The organism is Kocuria sp. PD6, assembly GCF_031844145.1.
In the GTDB taxonomy this organism is placed as follows: domain Bacteria; phylum Actinomycetota; class Actinomycetes; order Actinomycetales; family Micrococcaceae; genus Kocuria; species Kocuria marina.
Map to the genome: position 1 here is coordinate 12576 of NZ_JAUZUS010000014.1, position 16469 is coordinate 29044.

A 16469-nucleotide genomic window follows, 5' to 3' on the forward strand; every position below is an offset into this window, starting at 1 on the left:
CCGCGCACCACCCCTCGATTCGTGAGCGTGAAGCGTCAGTCCAGAGACTTGGGGTTCCAGGGGAGCTGCTGATCGCACCCCGGTGTGAGCCAGGCCTTGATGAAGCCGCCCGTCTGGTGCAGGTACTGCATGAGCAGGCTCTTGCCCGTGATGTGGAAGTCCACGGCGGACATGCGTAGCTCACCGGGATAACAGCGGGAGAGGATGAGCCGCGATCGGGGCGCGTGCTGGGTGAAGGTCACGGCGGTCACGGTGTCCCACCCGCGTTCCTCGAAAAGCTTCTGCAGCTCCATGGCCTCGCCCTGGGTCGTGGACGGATCCGGTTTGAAGCAGATCACCTCCACGCCCTCCCGGGGCGCGCAGAACGGGCGGGTCGAGTAGTACTCCTGCATCCGCGGTGGTTCGTACGGCTGGGGGTCCGGGGCGGAGATCACCAGCGTGTCCGCCACGTGCTGGTTGAACACGAGGTCCTCCGCGTAGGCCATACGGGACGTGTCCGGCGGTCCGAGCACGAACACCGCGTCAGATCGTTTCGGCGGATCCACGCGGGGGTTGTCCAGCACGGCGTGGCACACCGCGAGCCACAGCACCACGAGGATCGTCAGGACGGTCAACACCAGCAGGGGCCACCGCCGCTTCTTGGCGAGGGTCTGCCCGGAGGCCGCGTGTGCCACGGATGTCCTTCCGATGTGGGGCTTTACAGGAATGCCGCGGATATCATCTCATCCAGCGGAACCCCTTCCGAGGCTTCTGCATCTCGTACCGGTAAACACCCACCAAGGAGTCAGCTCATGCGCTCGAACGACCACCTCGAACGTTCGATGACCTGCCAGGTTCCGCTCCGGTGGGGGGACATGGACTCGTACGGCCACGTGAACAACGTGGAGGTCGTCCGTGTGCTCGAGGAAGCGCGCATCGCCGCGTTCGGCGTCCCCGTAGGCACGGGCGAGCAGGTCCTGCCGGCCAAGATCCCCTTGTTCTCAGTGCTCCCGGAGGGCACCCAGGCGCTGATCGCCGAGCACCGGGTCAAGTACCTGCGCCCCCTGGCGTACCGCAACGTCCCCGTGGATGTGCGCGTGTGGGTGGTCTCCGCCCGGGCCGCCACCCTGGTCCTGGGATTCGAGATCCTCGACTTCGCCGACGGCGCTCCCTGCGTCCGCGCCCAGACCCAGCTCGCGTTCTACCTCCCGAGCACGCGCACGGTGGTGCGCCTGACCCCCGAACAGCGCGAACTGCTGGAACCGTATACGGGGCCGTCGCCGTTCTGACCTGCGCACACCCGCGCACCGCGCCGACGCCGCTCAGGCGGCGAGCTTCACCGGGGTCCGCAACCGCAGCTGCGCGCGGGTGCGCAGGATGTGGCCGCTTTCCGGCAAGACCCGCCACGTCCACCACAGCACGGCGTGGGAGTCCGGGTCCGCGTGGCACGTGGCAGCGGTGACCGCCGCGGGGTCCTCGGTGTCCTGGACGCACACGGCCAGGGGTGCCGCATCCAGGGTGTCGTGCAGGCGCGCGAGCTCCCGCTGCAGACCGCGAGGGGAGTGCTCGGTGACCGTGCAGCCCACTTCCACGTGCGAGGCGAACGGCGTGGGGTGGGCGATGCTGCACAGCGTGGGCAGTTGCGCTGCGGTGTCCTCGAACAGACCCACGGTCTCGACCCACTGCTCCCCGGCGTGGGTGATCACGCACTGGTGGTGCAAGGAACCCACACGCAGTTCCACGACCGTGTGCTCGTCCACTCGCAGCGAGCGCCCGGCCGGTGCGTCCAGCACGCCCAGGTCCGTGCGGTACCCGAACTGTTCCGGGCGGCACACGACATGCCCGTGCAACGGGGTCATCCAGCGATGCTCCATAGCCCTGTTCTCCCTCTTAGGCCCCGCGGCAGTCCGCCGCATCGGCTTTACAGAAGAAAATATCCACCAAGCAGGGGCGCGAGCAAGCACCGGAAGGTCACCGTTTGATGACGACGCATATATGCCACCCGGGCCCACACGGACGCGGCGCGTGCCGGAACGGCCGCGGTGACAGGGGCTGGATCAGGGCAGCGGACGGCCCCGCGCCGCCGTCCACAGTGCGTACCAGTCCTCGTGGGTCATGAGCTCGGCGGCCCGCGGCGCCTGCGCGCACGCGGCGATCCGCTGCGGGTTCAGGGTCCCCACCATCGGGCGGATACCGTACGGGTGGCGCAGCAACCAGCCCACCACCACGGCCTCGCGGGACACGCCCATGCGCTGGGCGAGCTGCTCCACGAGGGCGCTCGTCCGCCGTACGGGGTCCTCGTTCACACCGCCGGAGGATGACGCCGCTCCCCCGGCCTCCGCACCGCCCATCCCGTCCTCCCCGGACGAGGCAGCCGGCGCGGACGTAGCTCCGGACGCGGGCGCGGGTGCACCCGAATAGATCCCGCCGGCCATGGCACCCCATGCCTGCAACTCGATCTCGTCCGCGACGCACTGGGCGAGCAGCCCACCGGGGAACGACACCCCGGTCCCCTCCGGGTGATTGGCGAGCACCTGGGACTCCACGAAATCGCGGTGCGCCAGGCTCATCTGGATCTGCACCGCGGTCACGGGCACGCTCAACAGTTGTTGGAACGCGGCCACGTGATGCGGCGTCATGTTGGACAGCCCCACGGAACCGATCAGGCCCTCACGGTGCAGTTCGTCCAGGGCCCGCGCGGTCTCACCCAGGGGTGTGAGCGGATCCGGGCGGTGCAGGAACAACCGCTCCACGTGGTCCACGCCGAGCCGCTGCAGGGACCCCTCCAGGGAGGACCGCACGGAGTCACGGTCGAGTCGGTAGTGGACGGGTGAGCCCTGGGGCCCGGTGTTACCCGGCAGCTTGATCCCGCACTTGGTCTGGATCCGCACCGCGCGCCGCAGCAGGGCGTCCTCGGCCAGGATGCGACCGAACAGGGTTTCAGAGGCGCCGCCGATGTAGATGTCCGCATGGTCGAAGAGTTCGAACCCGGCCCGGTGCGCGGCGTACACGGCCTCGCGAGCGACGTCGTACTGGGACGCCGGGACGGACTCCTGACCCCAGGAGCCACCCAGGGTCATGCACCCGTAGATCAGGGGAGTGCTCACGGGCGCCCGCCCTGCTGCTCGGCGCCGCGGCGCAGGCGGGCGGCCTCGGCGAACGCGGCGGCGGCCTCGTCGAGTTTGCCGGTGCTCTCGTAGACCGTTCCGAGCTCCGTGAAACAGTCGGAGCGGTCGCGCAGGGAATCGGGGACCTCCTCGTAGAAGTCCACGGCGCGGTTGTACGCGGTCACGGCCTGGGCGTTGCGCTGGGTCTCGCGGTAGACCCGTGCGAGGTTGCTGTAGCAGTCGGCCTGATCGCGGGGTTCGTGGGGGGCGTCCAGGTACTGGCCCAGGGCGTCCAACAACTGGGTCTCGGCCGCGCGCAACTCCCCGGTCTCGACCAGCAGGGACCCCAGGATCAGGTGCGCGCGGGCCTTATGCTTGCCACTGCCCGGGAGCTGGGAGAAGTACTCGAGCGCGGTGCGGTATTCCGCCACGGCTTTGCTGGTGCGTTCCATGACCACGTAGATGTGGCCCAGGTTGTAGTGGCACGCGGCGAGTTCCTTGGCGGTGTCGCCGGATTCGTGGAACAGCTCGATGGCCTGCCGGTACGCGGTCTCCGCGAGGGCGTGCTCACCGCGGTCCTCGGCGTCCAGAGCACGCGTGAAATAACCGTTGCCGTCATCCGAGTAACTCATCAGATCAACCTCCCGGGACCCAGTAAGAATCTAAGGATGCTACATGGTGAGCCGATTCGGAACCCGGCTGCTAATCTCAAAACCACACTCTCCCAGGAGGTCAGGATGGCAGTACAGAACACCGCACCGGGGCAGGACTCGCGCGACCCCCGCCACGCAGCAGCCCCGGACGACGAGCATGCTTCCGTGATCCGTCACGAGGAGCGTCTGGTGATCAACCGCGAGGAGGAGGTCACCGGCCGTGCCCGGCTGCGCAAGTACGTGGTGAGTGAGCCCGTCCGCCAGGAGGTCACCCTCGCCTCGGAGGAGGCCAACGTGGTGCGCACCCCCATCACCGAGGAGGAGCGTCAGGCGTTCCTGGACGGTCGCGAGCTGCCCGTGGGTGAGGACGAACTGATCCTGTACCGCACCGAGCCCGTGGTGCAGACCATGCGGGTCCCGTACCAGCGTGTCCGACTGGTCGCCGAGCGCGTCGAGCGCACCGAGGTGATCGAGGAGACCCTGCGCAAGGAGCGCGTGGACATCGAGACGGACGAGCGCCCCGCGCACTGAGCCACGCGGCGTCGCCCGCGGCAAGAGCTTCCAACGGACCGGCATCTCCGAGCGGGGTGCCGGTCCGTCGTCGTCCGTCCTCGCGACGGAACCCCCGGTCCGCGGCACCCGCGGTGGGTGCGGCGTCGTCCGCGTCCCCGCCACAGGGGGACGACGCCGCTGCCGCACCCCGGGTGCCCGCGGGGTAGTTTGGTGGGGTGAGCGAAACGACCCTGACCCTGATCCGCCACGGCCAGACGGACTGGAACCTGCAACGGTTGTTGCAGGGCCGCACGGACATCCCCCTCAACGACACGGGCAGGGAACAGGCCCGCGCGGTGGGCCGGGAACTCGCGGCGTCGGGGCGACACTGGGACGCGCTGGTCTCCTCTCCCCTGCAGCGCGCACGGGAGACGGCCCGGATCATCGGGGCGCAGCTCGGACTCGCACCGGCGGGGACCTACGCGGACCTCGCGGAGCGCTCCTTCGGGGACGCGGAGGGCTACGACTGCACCGGGATGACAGAGGACGAGCGGCACGCGTTCATGGAGGAGCACGGTGAGGCGGCCGAGCACGTGGTGCAGCGGGGGATCGCGGTACTGCGCGAGATCGCCGCGCGGTACCCGCAGCAGGACGTGATGATCGTGGCCCACGGGACGTTCATCCGCCTGACCGCGGGCCGGATCCTGGGGGTCGAGCTGCCGAGCCTGCAGAACGGGGAAGTGGTCGAGGTGACCACGCAGCAGCTGGCTGCCGCCCCCTGACCGACCTACCGGACTACTGCTCTGCGCCGGGGCGAGCGGCCGCGGTCTCGATGGCCTCCGTGCGGGCCGGACGGTGCGCGTACATCAGCGCGAGTCCGGTGAAGACGAAACCACCCACCAGGTTGCCCAGCAGCACAGGGATCTGGTTCCAGATCCACCAGTCGCCCAGCCCCACGTCCGCGCCCATGAGCATGCCCATGGGGATCATGAAGAAGTTGACCACGGCGTGCTCGAAGCCCAGGCCGAAGAACGCCATGATGGGCAGCCAGATGGCGGCGATCTTGCCGATGGTGTCCTTGGAGACCATGCCCATGAACACGCCCAGGGACACGAGCCAGTTGCACAGCACGGCCTTGACGAACACCGTGACCATGCCCGCGAAGCCCATGGCCTGGTAGGCAGTGGTCTTGGCCGCGGCGGTGTCGGCGAACTTCTTGCCCAGCGCGCCGGCGTCGTGGGAGCCGAAGCCCGTGAGGGTGCCCGCGTAGAGCAGGGCGAACAGCGCAGCCCCGATGATGTGGCCGATGGTCACCATCAGGCAGTACCGGGCCACGCCCGACCACGGGACGAGTCCGCGCAGCGCGGCCATGGGGGTCAGGGCGAAGCCGCCGGTGAGCAGCTCCATGCCCATGAGGATCACGATGGTGATGCCGGCGGGGAAGAGCAGGGCGCCCACCACGGGCGAGCCGGAGCTCACGGTGGCCGACACTGCGAACGAGGTGGTGGCCGCGAGCACGGCACCGCCCAGCACGCCGCGCAGCACGAGGGCGCCGGAGGGCGCTGTGGCCTTGGCCTCCCCGGCGGTGACGGCGTTCGCCACCACATCCGATGGGTTCACGTTGGTCATGACTGCTCTGCTTTCTGTCGTGGGGGGGGCGGGCCTGCGCCCCGGCTGCGGGGTCAGGGGCACCCGCAGTCGCCGGTGGGCGGGGTGCGGGGGAAAAACCGTAACTGCATGAGTGTAGGGCCGTGCAACGCTCGCGCGAACACGCGCGGCGTCTGGTCCCGGTGCTCGCGGGGTCCTATGGTGGTGGAACATGCGGCAGTGTGGCCGTGGGTTAGGCAGACGTCATGGGTTCCGGGGCGAGCGGTCCGGCGGAGGTCTGTGCGCCGTGCCCCACCGGGCACCACGAGCCACGCCGTGGAGTGACATCCCAACTCAACGACAGCTAAGGCGTGATGCAGCAGTGACCTCTCCTCAAGCCACCACCCAGGCCATCCCCACGGTGTGGCAGCGGCCGCGATGGAGTGCAGAGCAGGCGTGGCTCAACGAGTACTACCGCTCGGTCCCGGACGCGGACATGGCGGGCACGGACCAGCAGGTGCTCACGGAACGGGCGGAGAGCCACCGGGAGGTCGGGCGCAGCCGCCGGACGGACGAACTGTGCATCGAGGTCCGGGAGGACCACGGGGACACCGTGCTGTACATGGTCACCACGGACATGCCGTTCCTGGTGTCCACGCTGACCACGGAGATCGCCGCCAACTGGGGCGGCGCGAAGCTCGTGCTGCACCCGCTGCTGCTCGCCGCACGTGACTCCGAGGACGTGCTGAGATCCCTGGGGGAGGTCCCCAACATCTCCGCGGTCTCCTCCGGGGACACCACCTCGATCCCCATCACGGACGAGCTCGTGGGCGGCGCCGCCGGTGGGCGCTCACACACCGCCGTGGAGTCCTGGATCCGCGTGGAGCTGCACCGCACCCTGGACGAGCAGGCCCGCGGGGAGCTCGCGCGCCACATCGAGGCGCTCGTGGCGGACGTGCGCCGGGTTGCGGAGGACCAGGAGGTCATGCTGGAGCAGACCCGACGCATCGCCGACTCCCTCGCGCCCCTGGAGGACATCACGTTCGAGGACGGCTCGCGGCTGCCGGACGTGGGCGCGTCCCAGGAGTTCCTGGAGTGGCTGCGCGGCGGCAATTTCGTGTTCATGGGCATCAAGCGCTACGACCTCGAGGTGGACGGCGAGGACGCCGTGCTGCACTCGCGCCCGGACACGGGCCTGGGGCTGCTGCGGGAGCAGGGCACCGAGGGCCATGCCCAGAAGCTCACGGGCCTGGGCAGCGCCCATGCGCGCGACCACCAGGTGGTGTTCGTGACCAAGGCCAACCGCCGCTCCTCGATCCACCGCCGCGAGTACCTGGACTACATCGGGGTGCGCACGTTCGCCGAGAACGGGGATGTGGATGGCGAGTACCTGATCCTCGGGCTGTTCTCCCGCCACGCCTACTCGGTCCCGGCCCAGCAGACCCCGCTCGTGCGCGAGAAGGTGCAGCGGGTGGTCGAGCGCTTCGGCTTCCTCCCGGACTCCCACTCCGCCCGTGACCTCATGGGCATCATCGAGGACTACCCACGGGACGAGCTGTTCCACATGTCCGCGGAGAAGCTCTACGAGACCGCGGGGGGTGTGCTGGGGCTCAACGAACGACGCCAGACCCGTCTGTTCCTGCGCCAGGACACCTTTGGGCGCTTCATGTCCGCCGTGGTGTTCCTGCCCAGGGACCGCTACAACACCTCGGTGCGCCAGCGCATCGAGGCCCAGCTGTTCGAGGTCTTCGACGCCGAGGCCATCGACTTCGAGGTGCGCCTGACCTCCTCCTCCCTGGCCCGCCTGTTCTTCCGCATCCGGCTGCCCTACACGGGTGAGGTGCGGGACTTCGACCACGAGGACCTCGAAGCCCGCCTGCGCGCGGCGGTGCGCTCCTGGCCCGAGTCCCTGGGCCGGGCGATCGGCCTGGAGTTCGAGGATGACAAGGCCGGTGCGCTGGGCCCCGTGTGGGAGAACGCGTTCCCGGGCTCGTACCGCGAGGACTACGAGATCGAGGAGGCCATCCAGGACCTCAAGCGCTGCGAGGAGCTGTGGGGCCGCGACCCTGACCTGCCCGCGGAGGTGCGCGTGGCGCAGACCGCGGACGGCCAGGTCCGGCTGAACATCTACCTCACCCAGGCGCTGTCCCTCACCGAGCTGCTGCCGCTGCTGCACAACATGGGCCTGACCGTGCTGGACCAGCGCCCCTACACGGTCACCCCCGCGGACGGGCGCGAGTTCCAGCTCTACGACTTTGGTGTGGAGCTGCCCGAGGGTGTGGACCCCCAGGGCCCCGAGGACGCCAAGACGGAGGACCTCATCGAGCACACCCTGTGCGCGGTGCTCTCCAACCGCTCCGAGTCGGACAGCCTGGACCGACTGGTGCTCACCGAGCGCATGGGCTGGCGCACCGTGGCCGTGCTGCGCGCCTACGTGCGCTACCTGCTGCAGCTGAACTACCCCAACTCGTTCGAGTTCATCGCGGACACCCTGGTGGACTACCCGCGGGCCACCCACGAGCTCGCGGAGCTGTTCTCGGCGAGCTTCGACCCCTCCCGCTTCACCGACGACGACGCCGCCCGCGACGAGGCGCGCAACGGCGCCCTGGAGCGCCTGGCCGGGGTGCTCGACGGGGTCCCCAGCCTGAATGCGGACCGGCTGTTCCGCGCGCTCGCGGACGTGGTCACGGCCACGCTGCGCACCAACGTGTTCCAGAGCCGGCCCACCATGGCGTTCAAACTGGACCCGGCGGCCATCCCCGCGGCCCCGCAACCGCGCCCGGCCTTCGAGATCTGGGTGTGGTCCCCGCGCGTGGAGGGCACGCACCTGCGCTTCGGCCAGGTGGCCCGCGGCGGTCTGCGCTGGTCCGACCGGCGCGAGGACTTCCGCACCGAGGTGCTGGGGCTGGTCAAGGCGCAGATGGTCAAGAACGCGGTGATCGTGCCCACGGGTGCGAAAGGTGGGTTCTTCCCCAAGCAGCTGCCGGACCCCGCGACCGACCGCGAGGGCTGGCTGACCGAGGGTCGGGAGGCCTACAAGCTGTTCATCGCCTCCCTGCTGGACGTCACCGACAACATCGAGCGCGAGGCCGAGACCGGCACCGCGCAGAACGGGACCGGCGAGACCGCGCGGGACACGGCGTCGTCGTCCCGCGGTGATGCCACCCCGGGCTCCGAGGGCGGTGCGAGCGAGTCGGCCGAGACCTCTGGTGTGGCCAGGGACACCGTGGTGCACCCCGAGAACGTGGTGCGCCGCGACGACGACGACTCCTACCTGGTGGTCGCCGCGGACAAGGGCACGGCCGCGTTCTCCGACACCGCGAACGCGATCTCCCTGGAGCGCGGCTTCTGGCTCGGTGACGCGTTCGCGTCTGGTGGGTCCGTGGGTTACGACCACAAGGCCATGGGCATCACCGCCCGCGGCGCGTGGGAGTCCGTCAAGCGCCACTTCTTCGAGCTGGGCGTGGATACCCAGTCCGAGGCGTTCACCGTGGTGGGCGTGGGCGACATGTCCGGGGACGTGTTCGGCAACGGCATGCTGCTGTCCGAGCACATCCACCTGATCGCCGCGTTCGACCACCGGGACATCTTCCTGGACCCCACCCCGAACGCCGCGGCCTCCTACCAGGAACGCGAACGGCTGTTCACCGCCGGGCGCACCTCGTGGCAGGACTTCGACCGGGACGTGATTTCCGAGGGCGGCGGCGTGTACTCGCGCCGGGACAAGTCCGTGCCCATCACCCCGCAGGTGCGCGAGGCGCTCGGGATCGAGGACGACGTCGAGTCGCTCAGCCCGCAGGAACTCGTGCGCAGGGTGCTGCTCGCGCCCGCGGACCTTTTGTACAACGGTGGCATCGGTACCTACGTGAAGGCGTCCACCGAGACCAACCAGGAGGTCGGGGACAAGGCCAACGACGCCATCCGCGTCAACGGCGAGGACCTGCGCGTCAAGGTCATCGGTGAGGGCGGCAACCTGGGGGCCACCCAGCTCGGGCGCACCGAGGCCGCGCTGAACGGGATCCTGGTCAACACGGACGCGATCGACAACTCCGGCGGCGTGGAATCCTCCGATCGCGAGGTCAATATCAAGATCCTGGTGGACGGCATGGTCCAGGCCGGCCTGCTCTCCACGGACGAGCGCGCGGAGTTCATCGAGTCCATGACGGACGAGGTCGCCGAACTCGTGCTCCGCACCAACGTGGCCCAGAACGTCCTGCTGACCACCGAGCGCGCTCGCGGTGTGGAATTCACCGAGACGTTCATCCGGCTCATGCACTGGTTGGAGGAGCACGCGGACCTCAACCGGGAGCTGGAGTTCCTGCCCTCCGACTCCGAGCTGCGCGAGCGCGCCGCCCAGGGCCAGCCCCTGACCGGCCCGGAGCTGTCCGTGCTCACGGCGTACGCGAAGATCCAGCTCTCCGCGGCACTCGTGGACAGCGACCTCGCGGACGACCCCTGGTTCCACCGCACGCTGTCCCAGTACTTCCCGGCCCAGATCCGGGAGCGCTTCGATGACAAGCTAGACACCCACCCGTTGCGCCGGGAAATCATCGCCACCGTGGTGGCCAACCAGATCATCAACTACGGCGGGATCGCTTTCGCGTACCGCGTGGTGGACGACTCCGGTTCGGACCTCGTGGACGTGGCCCGCGCGTTCACTGTGGCCATGGAGATCTTCGAGCTCGAGAGCTATGCCACCCGCCACGCCCAGCTGGACGCGGACGTGCCCCTGGAGCTGTGGAACCGGATGTCGCTGCGCATGCGGCGGCTGCTGGACCGCGTGGTCCGCTGGTTCCTGCACCGCCAGGACACCGACTCCGGAATCCAGGAGCTCGTGGAGATGTACCGGCCCATCGTGGCACTGCGCTTCGGCAACGACCGCTTGCTGGGCGAGGAATCCGCCGAGCGCGCCCGGACCGAGGCCGAGCTCGCCGAGCGCCAGGGCGTGCCCCGCGCACTCGCCGTGGAATGGGCGGAACTGCTCGACGCGTTCGCGCTGCTCGACGTCGCCCGGCTCGCCCAGGCGCAGGGCATCGCGGGGTACGAGCCCGGCGACGCCGCGGCGTCGTCGGACGACACCGCGCAGGGTTCCGGCGAGGGCGTGACCGTGCAGATGATCGCCCGCGTGTACTTCGCCCTGTTCGACCGCTACGGCCTGGAGAACCTGCTCAACCGGATCACGGCCCTGCCGCAGACCACGCGGTGGGAGAACATGGCCCGGATCGCCATGCGCGAGGACCTGTACTCCACGCTCGTGGCGCTCGCGGGTCAGGCCCTGGACTCCCCGGGGGGCAACGCCCAGGAGAAGGTCCAGGCGTGGGAGCAGGAGAACGCGGACCGGCTCGAGCGGTTGCGGGAGGTCCTGGACGAGATCGAGTCCATGGCCGACAGCGGAGACGCCGGCGCCGAACTCGCCGCGCTGTCCGTGGCGCTACGGACGCTGCGCAGCGCACTGACCGACTGAGTCGGGACGTGACCGGGGGCCCGGGTGACGATGCGACGTCGCCCGGGCCCCGCTCACTCCTGGACCCGGATCAGCCCCCGGGCGCCCCGCTCGGCCTCGGCGAACGAGTGATTGACGAACGTGTAGGTCCCGGGCTCGGGGAAGTCGAGTTCCACGAAGCCGCCCTGCGCTGGTGCGAGATCCAGGGCCTGAGCGCCACCTGTCCCACCGGGATTACCGGGTCCATCGGGAGAGAGCTGGTACGCGCCCTCCGTGTAGACGGTGTCGAACTGGCCGCCCACCACGTGGAAGCTCAACCCTTGGGACGGGCCGGCCGCGAGCACCCAGATCCGTACGCGCTCTCCCGGGCGGGCCGTGAGCGGGTCGTGCATGTACTGGGTGGCATGGCCGTTGAACATCGTGAACGAGGGTTGCTTCGCGGCGATCTTCTCCGGATCCACAACCGCGTTGACCCCCTCCGGGAGACCGGGTTGATCCGGGGACGGGGCCGCGAGGTACGTCTCGCTCTGCACGAGCAGGTACTCACGGTCCACGCTCGGCAGGTTCGGGGGATCGATGATCACCGCGCCGAACATGCCCGCTGCGACATGACTGCTCATGGGCATGGTGGAGCAGTGGTAGAGCCAGATCCCGGAACGGAGGGCCGTGAACCGATACACGAGCGATTCGCCGGGGGCGATCGTGCGCATGGCCTGGTCGGGGGAGATGTCCCCCGCGTGGAAGTCCACGGAGTGACCCATGGTGCCGCCGTTGGTCAGGGTGATCTCGAAGGTGTCACCCACCTTCCCGCGCAGCGTGGGCCCCATGTATTGACCGTTGTAGGTCCACACGTCCTGGGTCACGCCGGGGGCCACCTCGCGGGCCACTTCCTGGACGTCCAGCGTCATCCGGTGCACGGTTTCGTTCGATGCGGGGGCCAGTTCGGGGGAGCGGGTCGTGAAACCCTCACCGGGGGCGGCGTTGAGATCCGCCGCCTGCGCCGGGTCCGTTCCGGTGTGCTCCGCGTGCCCGTGTGAACCGTGGGCGCCATCCGTTCCGGTGGCGGTGACCTCTTGGCCCTGTGCGTCCACGGGGATCACGTCGACGGTCATCCCCATGGAGCGGTGACCGATCACCGAGCACCAGCCTTCCAGCCTGTCGGTGATCACTCCCACGTCCACGGTCGCGGAGGCTCCCGGGTCCAGGCGGCCGGAGGTGGCGCCGTTGGTCAGGTGGATCACCAGGCGGTTTCCCTGAGGTACCCGGATCTCGGACGGGTCGAAACGCATGTCCTGCTGGGCATGCATCCTGACCTCGGTGGTTTCCCCGGTGCCCTCCGCGCTCGAACTGTTGCTGCCCGTGAGAGAGAAACCCGCGGACTGGGGTGCGACGGCGATCCCCGCCGCGATCGCGAGCAGCACCGTGAGTACCCCGGCCAGGAACTGGGGGGCCGTTCCCATCCCGCGGCGGGAGGACTCGGCAGCGGTTGCCCCGGTGCGGTCCGTGGGTGCGGTGCCGGCCGCGCGTTCGGCGACGGCGCGGCGTCGTGCGGCGATGGCCGCCTTGGCCGAGGAGATCATGAGCGGGATGAAGGCTGCGAGGACCACGGCCCCCACGATCGACACGAGCGCGCGGACCCACGAGGGCAGGACCCCGGCGGGCAGGGCGAACAACGCGATGCACAGGTTGGCGACCGTGACGCGGTAGACCCCGGCGCGGTTCATGGTGGCCAGAGATGCGCGGACGGTTGCGGGGCCGCCGCCCATGGTCGAGGGCAGGATGTAGCTCATGGCGCCGAAGAGAGTCTGCACCAGGAATCCCGCCACGAACGGGATCGTGAGGGACTGCGCCACGGAGGTCTCCACCCCTCGGGTCAGCACGAGCCACGCGGCCAGCACCGTGGTCATCACGAGCCAGGCGATGCCCGAGGCCACGGACCATCCCATGTAACCCTCGGGGCGGCGCTGCATCCCGGTGCGCAGCATGAGCCACCCCACCGTGGCCGCGCCGGCGGCGTAGAGCAGCAACGCGGCGGCCGTGAGCGGGGCCGTTCCGAGCACCGCGAACACCGCAGCGAGGAGACTGCCCGCGGCCATGAGGGGCAGAGCGATGCGTGACAACCGCACCGCGTCGTCGCGCATCCGGGTGCGCAGGATCGTGGGCCACAGCGTCAGCAGGGTCGCGCACACGGTGAGGCCCACGAAACCCAGGACATTGACGGCCTGGTGGGCCAGCAGCAGCCGGGAGTGCCACGTCGCGGAGAGGTCGCGGGCCAGGATCGTGCCGAACACCGCCCCCACGGGCAAGAAGAACGCGGCCGTGGCGTACCAGCGCACGGTGAGTCCGAATCTCGCGGGCAGTGCGGTGCGCGATTGTGCCAGCAGGGCCAGGCCGTGCCAGGTGAGCATCACGCCGATCACGGTGGCCGCGGCCACAGCGAGCCACCACCACCCCGCGAGCATCCCCACGATCAACAGGGCGGTGCCCACCGTGACCCCGTAGATCCGCACGATCTGCCGCGGACGGCCGGAGTCCGGGAGCTTGTGGTGCAGCAGTGCCTCGGTGAAGTGCTGGGACCACACCATGATGGACGTGGTGATCAGCCCGAGCGTGACCATGTGCACCATGAGCCATCGGGTGTCCGGGATCCACCGGTGCGCTGCGATCACGATCACGAGGGCCACGAGCCACCAGCGCACGGGCTTGCCCGCGGTGCGGTGCCATGAGCGGCCCCTGCGGGCGGTGGAGGTGCTGGGCCGCTGCGGGGCACTGATGGGGGGCACGCTGAATCCGTTCCATAATTGGTGTATGAAATACCATAATAGGCGGCTGCCGGTTCCGCCCGGACCGCCGCCCGGAGCGCCACGGGGACCGCTGTTCGGATCGCAGTTCACGGGCCATGGGTCTGCGGAACCACCGGTGCCGCCGGGTGTTGTGCATGGGTTGCGCAGTCGATGACGACCCCCGCGCGCCGCGTTCCGCCGCAGCGGGCCGTTCGTCAGCGGCCTTGCCCGTACGATGAGGGCGTGACCGCAGACATCATCGCCACCATCGCGACAGCCGTCCTCATCGTCATCGGCTGCGTGGGGATCGTGGTCCCGGTGCTCCCGGGCTCCATCACCGCGTTGATCGGATTGATCATCTGGGCGTTCGTGGTGCGTGCCCCCGAGGGGTGGGTCGTGCTCGCCCTGGGCGGCACGCTCCTCCTCGCGGGGATGTCCGCGAGTCTCGTGCTCACCGGCAGCAAGCTCAAACGCCGGGCCATCCCGAACCGCACGCTGCTCTTCGGTGTGGTGGGCGCGGTGATCGGGATGTTCGTGATCCCCGTGGTAGGCCTGTTCATCGGTTTCGTGGTGGGGCTCCTGCTGTCCGAGACCGTGCGCAACGGAGACTTCAACACCGCACTGAGCACATCCTGGGTGGCCGCGAAGGCCATGGGCGTGGGCATCCTGGTGGAACTGTCGTGCGCACTGCTGGCCTCGCTGACGTTCATCATCGGGGCGATCGTCTATTTCGTCACCGCGAACTGAGGTCCACCCCGGTGCCCGCCCGCGGGCGAATTTATGAGTCACCCCGGGCCACGCGGTAACTCTCAGCCATGCCCGGGCCGCTGAGGACTCCCAGGCGTTCCAAAGCCGTCCTGGACATATCAGTCATTCCAAGGCCACCCGCGAATTCCGAGTCACTCTGGAGCCACCATCGGCTGGGCTCCATGGCCTCACGGCGCCTGAAAATTGCGCGGGGGTCTCAGGGCACCCAGAAGTTCCTGGCGGGCCGGACGCACCCCGTAGGCCCACCCCGTGGCGCCCCCGCCTCAGCCCCGCCAGGGGAGGGGGATGATCTCCACGTCTTGGCCCGCGCTCATGCCGTCCTCCGGAACCACCAGGAGCACATCCGCGTGGGCGAGACCCGAGAGCATCGTGGGACCCACGGTGGGTTCCGGCAACACACGGCCGTCCTGAAGGTAGGCGGGAATCACGCGGGTGCGGCCTGTGGCCTCGAGGTCCTGACCCGCGGTGACGCGGCGCGTGAACGGCATGGCCTCACCTTTGGCCCCGGCGATCAGGGCGTGCCCCACACTCAGCAGACCGGTCATCGCGGACAGCGGTGAACCGGGAAGCGCGAGCACCACGGGACCGTCGTCAGGCAGCTGGGCCACGATCACCCCGTGGGCGGGTTCTTGCGCCACGCCGTCGATGATGAGGTGGGCCCCGAGATCCTCGAGGGCCTTACGGACGTGATCGTCCTCCCCGTGACCCGTGCCGCCGGTGGAGACCACGATCTCCGCACGGGCGTCGAGCAGCGAGCTCGCACCCATGGGGGCTTCCGTGAATGCGGAGATCATTCCGTCCGCGCCGTCGGCCACGCGCCGGACCTGATCCACGTTCGCGCCCAGTTCGCGCAGCGCGGCGGGCAGCTGCAGTCCGAGGACGTCGCGCACCTCACCGGGGCCGGGAATGCCGTCCTCGACCACGTTGGCGAAACCCAGCAGCACGGTCACGCGCGGGCGGCGTCGTACGGGGAGCATGTCGTGGCCCGCGCTCGCGGCGAGACCGAGGTGGGCGGGGTTGAGCTTGCGACCGGCGCGCAGCAGGAGGTCCCCCTGCTCGATCTCCTCGCCCACGGCCCGGACGTCCTGGTTCTTCACGAGGGTCGCTGCGGGTGTGGCGTCCTCAAGGGTGTCGCCCTCCTCGGGTCCGCGGCCGTGCTCACCGGTCGGCATGTCGCGGGCCGCGGGGTCGGCGGGGACCACGTGGCCCCGGTGGGCCTCGAGAACCGCGCGGGTCCCGAACGGGACGGCGTCCCCGGCATTGACGTGGGTGGCCTCACCCGGCTTGAGCTCCACCACCGGGAGGATGCGCTGGTCCGGGGGCAGGGTCAGCAGCAGGCGCTCGTCGGTCTCGGCGGGGCGCGGCATGCGGATCCGCCACGGGCCCTCCCCGGCCACGGCCCAGCCGTCCGCCGCGGCGGAGGCGTAGTGGGGCACGGGCATCTCGGCGGTCACGGACTCGGCGAGGATCTCGTCGAGGCATTTCGCCAGCGGCAACAGGATGTTGGGGAGGGAGTGCGGGGTGCCGTAGGCGATCCGTCGGGCCTCGTCCCACGAGGCCCAGCGCACGGTCGGTTCCGACGCCGCCGAACGGTTCTCGCGCTGGTCGTCGTCCTCGTGAGCGGCGGGATCGTGCTGGTGCGGAAGTCCGGGCATGA

12 protein-coding genes are annotated in these 16469 nt (G+C 69.6%); 5 read left to right on the forward strand and 7 right to left on the reverse strand.

Features of this window, described 5'->3' with window-relative positions; all coding sequences use genetic code 11:
- Positions 1-35: 35 nt before the first annotated feature.
- Positions 36-674 carry a YdcF family protein gene (locus Q9R22_RS11855; RefSeq protein ID WP_242670494.1) on the reverse strand — a complete coding sequence of 213 codons (639 nt, stop codon included), beginning with the start codon at positions 672-674 and terminating at the stop codon, positions 36-38.
- A 117-nt stretch (positions 675-791) separates the two neighbouring features.
- On the opposite strand from Q9R22_RS11855, the gene Q9R22_RS11860 reads away from it, so the two are divergent.
- On the forward strand, positions 792-1268 hold the full coding sequence (locus Q9R22_RS11860; protein ID WP_131333552.1) for a thioesterase family protein: 477 nt from the start codon (positions 792-794) through the stop codon (positions 1266-1268).
- 33 nt (positions 1269-1301) lie between these two features.
- Here the strand turns inward: Q9R22_RS11860 and Q9R22_RS11865 are convergent, their stop codons facing one another.
- From Q9R22_RS11865 to Q9R22_RS11875, 3 genes are all read right to left on the reverse strand, one after another.
- Positions 1302-1838 carry a DUF2617 family protein gene (locus tag Q9R22_RS11865; protein ID WP_242670493.1) on the reverse strand — a complete coding sequence of 179 codons (537 nt, stop codon included), beginning with the start codon at positions 1836-1838 and terminating at the stop codon, positions 1302-1304.
- 198 nt (positions 1839-2036) lie between these two features.
- Positions 2037-3086 carry an aldo/keto reductase family oxidoreductase gene (locus tag Q9R22_RS11870; protein WP_131333549.1) on the reverse strand — a complete coding sequence of 350 codons (1050 nt, stop codon included), beginning with the start codon at positions 3084-3086 and terminating at the stop codon, positions 2037-2039.
- Entirely contained in the window at positions 3083-3718 is a 636-nt protein-coding gene (locus Q9R22_RS11875; protein WP_035964882.1) for a tetratricopeptide repeat protein, read from the reverse strand. The genes Q9R22_RS11870 and Q9R22_RS11875 overlap by 4 nt, the downstream gene beginning before the upstream one ends.
- Before the next feature lie 105 nt (positions 3719-3823).
- On the opposite strand from Q9R22_RS11875, the gene Q9R22_RS11880 reads away from it, so the two are divergent.
- On the forward strand, positions 3824-4270 hold the full coding sequence (locus Q9R22_RS11880) for a YsnF/AvaK domain-containing protein (RefSeq protein WP_064845575.1): 447 nt from the start codon (positions 3824-3826) through the stop codon (positions 4268-4270).
- A gap of 197 nt (positions 4271-4467) precedes the next feature.
- Entirely contained in the window at positions 4468-5013 is a 546-nt protein-coding gene (locus Q9R22_RS11885) for a histidine phosphatase family protein (RefSeq protein ID WP_064845574.1), read from the forward strand.
- A gap of 13 nt (positions 5014-5026) precedes the next feature.
- Here the strand turns inward: Q9R22_RS11885 and Q9R22_RS11890 are convergent, their stop codons facing one another.
- On the reverse strand, positions 5027-5860 hold the full coding sequence (locus tag Q9R22_RS11890; RefSeq protein WP_131333547.1) for a formate/nitrite transporter family protein: 834 nt from the start codon (positions 5858-5860) through the stop codon (positions 5027-5029).
- Between the two features lie 340 nt (positions 5861-6200).
- On the opposite strand from Q9R22_RS11890, the gene Q9R22_RS11895 reads away from it, so the two are divergent.
- Positions 6201-11282, forward strand: coding sequence for an NAD-glutamate dehydrogenase (locus Q9R22_RS11895; RefSeq protein ID WP_131333545.1), 5082 nt, complete (start codon positions 6201-6203; stop codon positions 11280-11282).
- Positions 11283-11335: 53 nt separating this feature from the next.
- Here the strand turns inward: Q9R22_RS11895 and Q9R22_RS11900 are convergent, their stop codons facing one another.
- Entirely contained in the window at positions 11336-14044 is a 2709-nt protein-coding gene (locus Q9R22_RS11900; protein WP_311254269.1) for a multicopper oxidase domain-containing protein, read from the reverse strand.
- A 243-nt stretch (positions 14045-14287) separates the two neighbouring features.
- Between Q9R22_RS11900 and Q9R22_RS11905 the strand changes: the two genes are divergently transcribed.
- Positions 14288-14791 (forward strand): DUF456 domain-containing protein, encoded by a 504-nt coding sequence (locus Q9R22_RS11905; protein ID WP_131333541.1) that lies wholly within the window; start codon positions 14288-14290, stop codon positions 14789-14791.
- A 284-nt stretch (positions 14792-15075) separates the two neighbouring features.
- Here Q9R22_RS11905 and Q9R22_RS11910 read toward each other — a convergent pair whose 3' ends face one another.
- The gene (locus Q9R22_RS11910; protein ID WP_131333540.1) at positions 15076-16467 is read right to left on the reverse strand and encodes a molybdopterin molybdotransferase MoeA; all 1392 of its coding nucleotides are present in this window, start codon (positions 16465-16467) and stop codon (positions 15076-15078) included.
- Between the last annotated feature and the right edge of the window lie 2 nt (positions 16468-16469).

Coding starts and splice junctions, on each gene's coding strand:
- Q9R22_RS11860 (WP_131333552.1), top strand. CDS start 792: ATGCGCTCGAACGACCACCTCGAACGTTCGATGACCTGCCAGGTTCCG.
- Q9R22_RS11865 (WP_242670493.1), bottom strand. CDS start 1,838: ATGACCCCGTTGCACGGGCATGTCGTGTGCCGCCCGGAACAGTTCGGG.
- Q9R22_RS11875 (WP_035964882.1), bottom strand. CDS start 3,718: ATGAGTTACTCGGATGACGGCAACGGTTATTTCACGCGTGCTCTGGAC.
- Q9R22_RS11880 (WP_064845575.1), top strand. CDS start 3,824: ATGGCAGTACAGAACACCGCACCGGGGCAGGACTCGCGCGACCCCCGC.
- Q9R22_RS11890 (WP_131333547.1), bottom strand. CDS start 5,860: ATGACCAACGTGAACCCATCGGATGTGGTGGCGAACGCCGTCACCGCC.
- Q9R22_RS11910 (WP_131333540.1), bottom strand. CDS start 16,467: ATGCCCGGACTTCCGCACCAGCACGATCCCGCCGCTCACGAGGACGAC.